The 10,197-nt window shown below is 36.3% G+C and carries 14 protein-coding genes; all 14 read left to right on the top strand.

Annotated elements, in window-relative coordinates; translation table 11 throughout:
- Window positions 1–488 (top strand): DUF6033 family protein (locus tag DWX96_RS14035; RefSeq protein ID WP_118083018.1); only part of this gene is annotated, 488 nt, incomplete at its 5' end.
- Window positions 489–520: 32 nt separating this feature from the next.
- Window positions 521–1,090, top strand: coding sequence for a sensor histidine kinase (locus DWX96_RS14030; protein ID WP_242988815.1), 570 nt, complete (start codon window positions 521–523; stop codon window positions 1,088–1,090).
- Window positions 1,091–1,587: 497 nt separating this feature from the next.
- Window positions 1,588–2,598 carry a DUF4885 family protein gene (locus DWX96_RS14020; protein WP_242988814.1) on the top strand — a complete coding sequence of 337 codons (1,011 nt, stop codon included), beginning with the start codon at window positions 1,588–1,590 and terminating at the stop codon, window positions 2,596–2,598.
- A gap of 3 nt (window positions 2,599–2,601) precedes the next feature.
- Window positions 2,602–2,778 carry a DUF4885 domain-containing protein gene (locus tag DWX96_RS14700; protein WP_242988813.1) on the top strand — a complete coding sequence of 59 codons (177 nt, stop codon included), beginning with the start codon at window positions 2,602–2,604 and terminating at the stop codon, window positions 2,776–2,778.
- A gap of 57 nt (window positions 2,779–2,835) precedes the next feature.
- Window positions 2,836–3,030, top strand: coding sequence for a hypothetical protein (locus tag DWX96_RS14015; RefSeq protein ID WP_117699209.1), 195 nt, complete (start codon window positions 2,836–2,838; stop codon window positions 3,028–3,030).
- Between the two features lie 35 nt (window positions 3,031–3,065).
- Window positions 3,066–3,215 (top strand): hypothetical protein, encoded by a 150-nt coding sequence (locus DWX96_RS14330; RefSeq protein WP_158552130.1) that lies wholly within the window; start codon window positions 3,066–3,068, stop codon window positions 3,213–3,215.
- Window positions 3,216–3,528: 313 nt separating this feature from the next.
- Window positions 3,529–4,242 (top strand): LytR/AlgR family response regulator transcription factor, encoded by a 714-nt coding sequence (locus DWX96_RS14010; protein ID WP_055306784.1) that lies wholly within the window; start codon window positions 3,529–3,531, stop codon window positions 4,240–4,242.
- Window positions 4,239–5,609 carry a sensor histidine kinase gene (locus DWX96_RS14005; protein WP_117699208.1) on the top strand — a complete coding sequence of 457 codons (1,371 nt, stop codon included), beginning with the start codon at window positions 4,239–4,241 and terminating at the stop codon, window positions 5,607–5,609. The genes DWX96_RS14010 and DWX96_RS14005 overlap by 4 nt, the downstream gene beginning before the upstream one ends.
- A gap of 205 nt (window positions 5,610–5,814) precedes the next feature.
- A complete protein-coding gene (locus tag DWX96_RS14000; RefSeq protein ID WP_197420875.1) occupies window positions 5,815–6,591 on the top strand; it encodes a FlxA-like family protein in 777 nt (258 codons plus the stop codon).
- 21 nt (window positions 6,592–6,612) lie between these two features.
- Entirely contained in the window at window positions 6,613–7,368 is a 756-nt protein-coding gene (gene fliD / locus DWX96_RS14695; RefSeq protein WP_242986286.1) for a flagellar filament capping protein FliD, read from the top strand.
- Window positions 7,369–7,397: 29 nt separating this feature from the next.
- On the top strand, window positions 7,398–8,297 hold the full coding sequence (locus tag DWX96_RS13990) for a hypothetical protein (RefSeq protein WP_117699206.1): 900 nt from the start codon (window positions 7,398–7,400) through the stop codon (window positions 8,295–8,297).
- 27 nt (window positions 8,298–8,324) lie between these two features.
- Complete coding sequence (locus tag DWX96_RS13985) at window positions 8,325–9,272, top strand: hypothetical protein (RefSeq protein ID WP_117699205.1); 948 nt, start codon at window positions 8,325–8,327, stop codon at window positions 9,270–9,272.
- A gap of 40 nt (window positions 9,273–9,312) precedes the next feature.
- A complete protein-coding gene (locus DWX96_RS13980; protein ID WP_118057808.1) occupies window positions 9,313–10,062 on the top strand; it encodes a DUF6033 family protein in 750 nt (249 codons plus the stop codon).
- Between the two features lie 46 nt (window positions 10,063–10,108).
- Window positions 10,109–10,197: HTH domain-containing protein (locus DWX96_RS14935; RefSeq protein WP_334294299.1), on the top strand; the 89-nt coding region annotated here is incomplete at its 3' end.

Genomic DNA, 10,197 nt, shown 5'->3' with positions numbered 1-10,197 from the left:
ATTGTTTACGAAGCAGGGATTATTCCGTAAATATAAACAGTTCTCTTTTGTCAGAGGCTATGGGAGATGAAAAGACAAAACAATGGTTGGAGTACAATTTATCGCTAATACCAAAAACAATAGAACAGTCAAGAGCTTATGTGGCAGCAAGAGGAGCAAAGATACTGAGTTATAGTATTACTATAAATGGATATGATAGCATGAGTTCTGTAATGTGTACTCAAGATGAAGTTGATCCGGGAACAGAAAAAGCAAGGAAAGAACTTGAAGAAAGACTCGAGAAAAGGAAAGCAGAAAAGAAAGAGACAGAGGAAAGACTGGAAAAACAGCGTGCCGAAAAACAGGAGCAGGAAGAACGGCAATATAATCTGAAAATTGATGGAAAAGATGTAGATGACCTGACAGGAAAAATGGTGGAATTGCTAGGTACTTCAACTTCTATAGGAGTGACAGAAAATGGAGTTTCGGCATTTGATGTGCTGGCATAGAAACTGATATGAGTATGCCGGGATGTATTGACATGCAGAATGTATTTTTATTTCTTTCAGTGGGACTGGTTGCGATTAACCTTATCCTTATGGAGTTCATGCAGAATACCATTGAAAAAGAAGAGAGAATAAAAATTACGGTACTTACGGAACAAAATCAGAAAAATCGTATTGCAAATTATCAGGACCGGGAAGAAATCTATGAGCGTCAGCGAAGAAAAATGCACGATTATAAAAATCAGCTTTCCACAATCCAGACATTGATAAAGAATGGACACACAGATGAGGCACTTTCATTTACGCAGAAGCTGACAGAGAGCATAGCTGTCGAGATGTCGGCAATCAACACAAATCATCCGGTGGTCAATGCTGTTTTAAACCAGAAGTACCGCAGCATGCAGGAGAAACACATAGCAGTGATCCTAAAAGTAGGGGATCTGCAGGAGATCTGTCTGGAGGAGGAAGAGATCGTGATCCTGCTCTCCAATTTACTGGATAATGCAATCCGGGAGAGTGAAAAAGTACTGAAAAATACCGGAAAAGCGGTCATTCATCTGAAATTAGAGTGCGAAGATCATAAACTGATATTTGCGGTAGTATGAACAGACAATGATATTCTGTATTTTAGAAATATAATATTTTTCTGTAGGATCAAATAATGTTAGCTTTGATGTTATTGGAGCGTCACCGGAAGAATGATATGGTTATGCAGGTCCGGTAGGAAAGAGTGGACTAGAAACAGCTAATGATGGAGAAACTTGGTGGGAGAAACGTCATAAGCGGTTGGAGGAATTTATTGAAGAACAGATTGAAAAAAATCAAAAGGAACATTTGATAAAACGTAAACAAATGGAAGATGTATATAGAAGTCGGACATATGAAAGTAAACAAAGACTGTCCAATCTATTGAATAACTCAAATGCTAACAGTGATAATGTCAATATTCAGTCATTGGTGTCAACAGCAGCTTCTAGTTATGAAAAGAGCATTGAGATGGTATCTCATGATAAAATCTGAATTATTACATGATTATAATCAAATTATTGGATGAACAATAATTTTGTTTATAAAATATTAGAAGAAGGAGGTTGGTGATATTATGAATATATTTTTTAACAGCCGAATAAATGCTAATCAGTCATTGCTTAATGTTCTGTTTGGTCAACAGCAAAAAGCGGCAAGCAGTCAAAACACTGGTTGTAGAGGCACAAGAGATACCTTAACGATAAGTGCATCGGGAAAGGAAAAACTGACAAAAAGTACAAGTGGAAGAACACATAATACAAGTATTGACAGTAGCATTGACTTAAAGTCCTATATAGTTTCAGCAAAAAAAACGAATCAAGAGCTCATTGAGAATGCAGGAACACAGATTAATGCGAAAACAAGTGAATATATGAGTACAGGTAAAGCATTTAGGGCGGCATTAACGGAAAAGTATTCTAAGCTTGCCGCAGAAGCAAAAACACATTCTAACCCAGAAAATTATATTCATTCCAAGTATTTTGATAAGAGTTCAGAGTATTACGAGACTAATTTGACTGATACAGAACGTAGGATTGCATATAATTATGAGATGCAGATGTGCCGGACAGGAAAAATAAATGGTGTAAATTATCAGGATTCTTTGTTCAGGGGAATTGAAGTGGACGGCGACAGTGTAGATTCGGATAAAATCCAATTTGAAAGAGCATTGGTAAATTCGCAGATTTCAAATATTTTAAAGCAGGCTGGTGTCGATACATCTTCTATTACGAAAGATTGTACTTTTACTGTCGATCCATACAGTTACGAGATAACGGTAGATGGCGTGGATGAAGAAACAAAGGTGTTGATGCAGAATGCTTTAAATGTAGGTAATAATGGGAAAAATCTCTATAAGCATATCTATTATTGCTCAACACAAGATGGCTGTGAGAGTTCTCAAGTAACAGAGGAATCAAAGATGAAATACGAAGCATATCATCAGGTTTATAGTTATACAGGATATGAATTAGACAAACTTGAGGAAAAAAATGGGACATATTATACGGAGTCGGGAGAGAATATATTAGACTTAGTGGATAGTGCAGTTGAAAGTTCCGGAAAAGTTCCGAAAGAGTTTAAGTAGCAAATGAATAATTGGATACATGACCTGGTTTCAACTATTTCAACCAGAGGATGGAACAATGTGCCAGATATGACTTTAAGCATTTTATATGGAAAGAGCAGCTTAAAGGATATGAACCAGTTGATTACATACCAGTATGAAGCTGATCGTATGAACAGACAATGGTATTCTGTGCTTTAGAAATATAATATTTTTTTGCAAACTGGTTGAAAAATTACGAAAAAAGGAGAACCCTGTATGGGAATTGGAATCATTCAGAATCATAGTCAGTATAAGAATATTTGTGGTAATTATACATATCATATGCCGGCTCCGGTATGCCAATCAAAAATGAAGGACTTAGGTGATGAATTTGTTCTGACGGAAAAAATGATGGAGACAATAATCTTTATCGTAATGCTTTTACGGGGGCATCTACAAGTGCAACAGTAAAAGGATACGGTTCGGGAGTTGTGGATTTATCGTTATTGAACATTGGCACCAATAAGAACAATCGTTTTATTGGTTTATTGAGTAATGACAGGGATGAGGAATATCGTCTGGCTGGCTATGTAGAGGAATTAGATCGTTTTTTGAATAAGGTATCAAATGGGAACGTAACAGTAGATGATTTATGATGTTCTGGCTTATAAAAAGGAAAATGGGACGATTCCAAGATATCAGATTCAGATGGATGTGGGAGGCAATTAAAATAAGTAGTATAGGAAGTCAGTAGTGCATGAATAAACTGCTGACTTCTTTTTTTGATAGATACAGTCACTCCCAGGAGCGTGTGCCGGATAAAACAAATTAACAGGAAGCAGATAAAGCGATATATGTGATATTCTATTTCACAACAAAAAAAGGTCTGTTCACAACATGGTGGCTAGCTATTTAAAGAACTTTTCCGATATTATAAATATAATTGTATGTAAGTAAGGAAGTGACAAGATGCAAATAGCAATCTGTGATGATGAAAAATCTATAGGATTGATATTAGAAGAAAAAATAAAGAAATTATTGCCAGATGCAGTAATAGATAAATATTTATCTGGTGATGAATTGATTGCAAGTGGTTGTGAGCCGGATATTCTATTTTTGGATATTCAGATGCCAGGAATGGATGGAATGGAAACGGCAAGGATTCTGCGTCAGAAAAATGAAAGAATGGTATTGATATTTGTAACTGCTGTGGAGGAGTATGTTTTTCAGGCATTTGATGTTGCAGCATTTCATTATCTGGTGAAACCGTTTTCAGATGAAAAATTTGAGGAAGTTGTGAAACGTGCAGTCAGAAGCATTGAAAAATATTCTGAAAATCAATCGGATGAAAAATACATGATGGTGCAGTCCGGAGGAAGCCATATGAAAGTGTTTTTGAAGGATATTGTGTATGCTGAGGTATATAATCGAAAAGTCATTATCCATACACGGGATACGAATATTGAATATTATGGAAAATTGCAGGAACTGAGTGAAATTGCGGGAGCAGATTTTTTTCGTACACACAGAGCCTACCTCGTACATTTCAAATATGTTCAGAAATATGATGCAAATTGTGTGACGATGGAAAATGGAACTGCATTGATTGCAAAACAGAATTATTCTGAGTTTGTAAAACAATATTTGAAATATAATCAGAGGAAAGGAAAAGAAATCGGATGAGTTTGGTAGAAAAATGCTGGATGGTTACATCGAAAATTTCTGTTATCGCACTCCTTATGATTACAGGAATCTATTTTGGAAAATTTGTTTGTCCCTATATAAAAAAGAAAAAAGGGGCTGTGGCAGTCAGTATTGTTTATATTACGATTATGCTTGTTTTATATATGATTCCGCCACAGATTGATAATTTTTCCGCATATCTGATTGGAGTTATAGCAGCGTTTCTTGTGATGTATGCAGAGGACAGAAGAAATATATATCAGAAAATATTTCTTGCAATTACGTTCTTTTCTATCCGATGGTTAACGGTTGCAATGGCAGCCAGACTTGATGATCTTGTTACAAAAGCACTTGTATTTCGGAATATGAGTGCAGAAAAAGTGTGGTTGCAATACGGACTATATGTTGGAACCAGAGTTTTGGATATTGTACTTTGTATTGCTTTTATTGCGGTTGCAATAGGACTGATCAATAAAGCGTATATATACAAAAAAGATGAAATGAGCATCAAAGAGATGGTAATGCTTATTATACCTTCACTTGTAGGCGTCACTGGGTATGGCATTTTACAATATTATCTCATGATATACGAAAGAGATACTGGAAAGAACTTGATTGTTACATATGGATTTTATGGAGCTTTAAGCTTTTTACACTATCTGATTTCCATAGTTGCTATTCTTGTTGTGATTGTAATGTTTCAAAACTGGAAAGAGATGCAGGAAGAACAGCGGGGACAAGAGCTGGTATTAAATCAGATCAGTGATATGAAAAAGCATATCGGGGAAGTCGAAAAGTTGTATCGGGATATCCGCTCCATGCGCCATGATATGGGAAATCATATACAGACACTGGAACATCTGGTGGCACATAATAATATGGATGATGCTACAGAATACTTGGAACATCTGAAAAATGAATGGGACGAGGTATCTCCGGAAATAAAGACAGGAAGTCCGGTAATTGATGTCATTTTGATGGAAAAGCTGAGAGAAGCAAAAGAAAGGCAGATTCGGTTTCTGTCGGATTTTCATTATCCGCAGAATACGAAGTTAAATGCATTTGATCTGAGTGTGATCATGAATAATGCCTTGAATAACTGTATGGAAAATGTAAGTGGAGATGATCCGTATATCAGTATTTCTTCTTTTCGGAAAAACAGTATCTTTATGATAACCATAAAAAACAGTTTTGGGGGTCAGCTTAATTTTGGTGATAGCGATTTGCCAGAAACAACAAAATCTGGGAGGGAACATGGAATGGGTCTGAATAACATTCGCCGGGTTGCCAGAATGTATATGGGAGATATATCTTTGGAGCAGGGAAATGAGGAAGTAATCCTTAGCATTATGATGCAGGTAGAATAAAGAAATAAATTGGCACTATGTATTTTGCAAATTACAGAAATATGTAGTGATTTCTTGATGCTTCACAACGAAAAAAGGGCGGTTCACAACATCACGGTTTATTGTGAAGAAAGATATGCCGAAAGAAAAAATAAAGAGAAATCATGTTATACAGATTTTCAGGAAACGGATTTCAGAGTATTAGCTCAAGGAGGACAACGAAATGATGAAAATTAATGGATTTAACGGAACGAATACGCAGACAGGAGCAATAGGAATGGCACAGGCGAATGATTCTGTGAGTAAAAATATTCAGAATCAGATTGCAAATGCACAGCAGAAATTGCAGGACTTATCATCAAATGAAGAACTGTCATTAGAGGATAAGATGAAGAAACGTCAGGAGATACAACAGGAAATTACAAATCTCAATCAACAGTTAAGACAGCACCAGATTGAACAGAGAAAGGAACAGCAGAGTAAAAAATCATCTATGGATGATATGGTGGCTGGTACAAAAAATACATCTGCAAAGAAAGGAACAGGCTTGTCACAGGCAGGTATGCGGGCAATGATTTCCGCAGATTCATCTATGAAGCAGGCAAAAGTGCAGGGTAGTATGGCAACACAGATGGAAGGAAGAGCCGGTGTGCTTGAGTCTGAAATCAAGCAGGATGCAGGAAAAGGCAATACCGAAAAGAAAGAAGAAGAACTGGCAGATTTGCAGGCAAAAGCGCAGTCTGCAACAGCATCACAGATGTCTTCACTTTCAGATGCAAATAAATCTATGGAAGAAGCAGCAAAGGCAGACAACCGTACAGATGCAGCAGAAACAAAGAAGGATCAAACGCAGAAAGCAGAGAATACACAGGAAAATGCAGATACGGCAACAGATGCATCAGAGAATGCAGATATCAAAACAGAAACAGCAGAAACAATAAAAAATCCAGCATCAGAAAGTGGACAGTCGGTAGTATATACACCGATCGATATACGTTTATAGTTCGGAAAGGAGGCTGGTGTTATGTCAGAAATCAAAAGTTTTAGTGATTATACAAGTAAATATAACAGCAATGTAGATTTTTCAGCGTTGTTTAGTGGAACGTCAGATAGTTCATCAGTAGGCAATACAAATATGCTTTCTGATTATGCTGCAATCAAAAATGGAAGCTATGGAAAACTTATGAAAGCATATTATGCAAAACAGGATGCTGAAAAATTATCGGGAAAAGGTGATACTTCACAAAAACTTACCTTGATGAAAACAAGTGCAGATTCTCTGAAAAAATCAGCAGATGCTTTGAATGACTCTTCTCTTTGGGAAAAAAAGAAAATAAAAAAGAAAGATGAAAAAACGGGGGAAGAGATTGAGGTAGAGGATTATGACTGGGATAAAATCACCAAGGCAGTAAAATCTTTTGTTGAAGATTATAATGATGTAGTTAAGGAAGCCGGAGAATCTAATACAAAGGATGTATTGCGAAATGCTTCATGGATGACTGGAATGACAGACAAAAACAGTAATATGCTTGCCAAAATAGGTATTACCATAGGAAAAGGAAACAAGTTGGAATTAGATGAGGATGCTTTAAAGCAGGCAGATATCAGTTCGCTGAAAACGGTCTTTACAGGATATAATTCTTTTGTAAGCAAAATATCGCAGAAAGCAACTGGTATATCGAATGCTGCAAACCGGGCGAGTGCAACCTATACAAATAATGGTACGTACTCTAAGACGGATGCTTCTTTGACATCGAGCAAGATAGATAAAGAAGTATAGAAAGTGTGGACTAACTTAGGGAGGTTGCTATGAAAGTTCAAGGAAATAGGTATATTAATAATCCAGAGATGATAAAAAATAAGGTTGAGAAGAAAACAACTGTTCCTCAGAATATTATTTCGGAGGATGATGTGAAAATCAGTGATTCAGCAAGAAAGTTAGTTGAGACTGCTCGTAATAAGGTATCGGATTTTCATACAATGCATTTTTCATCTATTAATGGAGAAATAAGAGAGATACCAGCAGAATATAAATGTGAAAATTTATTCAAATTAGATTTGAAAGCAACTTCCATTTCTGGAGAACAAAGTGCGTTTGAAGGCTGTTCGGAAAATCAGTCAGAGGTTTTTGGAAAATGGCTGGACGAAAATGCTTCTGAATATTTGACAGAAGATGAAATGAAAGATTTAAAAGAGAAGATTAATGCAATGACAGCAGATGTAGATTCTTTGAATGCTCAGGAGGGATATAGAGGAACTTCTTATGAATCTGTATTTTTGTTAAGTGCAAGTGAAGTGGGGCTAAGGAAAGTAAATGAAATGTATGTTCCAGAGCAATTTCAAGCTGGTTTTTCAGACATGATTGACGAATATGTTCATTTTAATGATTCGGCACGTAATTCTATCATGGAGAAAATGACACCAGATTACATGGTTGTTGGAATTGGAAGCAAAACAGAATCTTATAAGTACAAGTCAGAAATAATCTCAGATGAGACAGCTTTTTATACAAATGAGAAGAAAGAGATAAGTGGTATCTGCAATCAGTTTTTAAATGGTAAAACAGATCAAAAATTATTTTGTAATGAGATGAAAGACCGTTTAAATGATTACTATGGAAGCAGGTATGAATTAAGGAATCAGCCAGAAGCTGTTGAAGGCAGAGTAAATAATATGCTGGACAAATTGCAGCATATGTTTGGCGTTTAATGTTGAAAAAGGGTTTGGAGACTAGCTATGAAGACAGTAACAGATGTAAACACAGTAAACCAGCTGTTGACATATTCAAAGCAGGCAGAGGCAGGAATACACCAAAAAGCAATACAGATGTTGCTTGGAGCAGGAAATAATAAAAAACAGGACAGTTTAAGTATTTCTGATGCTGCACGAGGCTTTTCAAAGCAATCAATAGCTGCACTGATAGATAAAAATGCGAATATTTCTAACAGTGAATTGGCTTATTATTTTGCAAACTATAATAATTCAAGTGCTATTTTGAATGCAATCAATTTTGGGGAGAATGTTTCCTGTGGATATAATTCTGATTTTAAGGAGTACGGGGTTATTTCCTTTGACCTTAATGGGAGCAGACAGGTAGTACCTAATTATGCAGTACCGAAAATGAATACAAGCACCATGTCAGGCATTTGTGCTGCAAATAATTCTCTGGTATTAAGTAATAAAAGTTATTATTCATGGACAACATCAAGTGGCGGTAAATATACATGGACGGTCAACAATGGAAGGATAGGCTGGGCAGCCTCGGAATCGTTGCTTGCAGAGAATACAAATCAAAAAGGGACAAATTATAAGTGGGAAATGTGTAAGGCAGGCAATATCCTGTCTGATCTGGCACAGGGAAAGAGTGTGTGGGGGTATCTTTACAGCAATGAGGAGGTATTGTCCGTCTGTGAGAAAGTCGGGATTTCTCCGGGATTCTTTTCTATAGAAGCGGGAGCAGGAAAACACACTTATTTATTGCAGGAATCAGGAAAGACCATAAATGTTGACGCAAAGATAAAACAGTTAAATGATATAAACTGGATAGAAATCGGATTTAAAGAAGGAGATACGTTTTCCGTTTATGGTAAAGAGTATGCTATTGACAGCAGTGGGCATATCAATGTTTCGGCAGAAGATGAATTTACATCAACGGAAATTAAATATCCAAGTCGTTCAATATAATAGAAATTATTTTAAGTTTCAATAACAGGGAGGTAGGATTATGGCAATTACAGGTATCAATAACAGTAGTTACACATCGTATTATGCTTCAAATTACAAGAATACTGTTAAAAAAACAGATAGTGAAAAGGATAGTACAAATACAAAAGACGGCAACGTGACAACAAGTACAGTTGAATTAAAAACATCACGTCCCGGTGTGACAAAAACAGAGCAGATTAAGACAGGGTATAGTAATGTAAATGATTATTCAAAATACTTGCAGGGAAAATACCATTATGTGAATACGGGAACGACTTCAATGCAAGGGGTTCCGACAACAGTATCCGTTTCAAGTGCATTTTTACAGAAGTGTATGAATGATCCGGAAAAAGCAAAGTATCTGGAGGAAAACTTAGCAGCCATTCCAGATTGTGCCAAAAGTGCGGTTAATGGATGTTTGGGCACTTTGACAAATCTGAGTTATAAGGTTGATGAAAACGGAAATATTTCGGTGGCAATATCTGGTACAAATGATCCAGATGGGAAAATAGCGAAAGAGAATGCTGAACGAAAAGCAAAAGAGAACAGAGAAAAAGAGGAAAAAGTAAAAGAGAAAAGAGCTGCTAAAAAAGCAGAGGAAGAAAAAGCTGCAAAGAAACGTGCAGAAAAATCGGCAGAAGGAAAAGAAACGGGTGATTATACCTTATCCGTAACTGGTAATGATGTAAAAAGTATGACACAGAGCCTTGTAGCAGAATCTGTGAGTATTTCTGCACCTGATAGATCAAGTTTTGATATTAAGGCATAAGAGGGTTCGGTAAAAGGAAAATATCAAATCAATGCATTAGTTGGAAGTGCTTGTTTCCTATCATGGCATATCCAAGCTAACGATAGCAAAAATGGCTGGTGTTGAGGAAAATGATATTGACAGGCTTTTAGCCAA

The sequence above is a fragment of the Roseburia sp. AF22-2LB genome (assembly GCF_003461125.1).
Classification (GTDB): Bacteria; Bacillota; Clostridia; order Lachnospirales; family Lachnospiraceae; genus Roseburia_C; species Roseburia_C amylophila.
The sequence above is the reverse complement of the archived record's forward strand: the minus strand, read 5'-3'. Positions and strand labels throughout refer to the sequence as shown.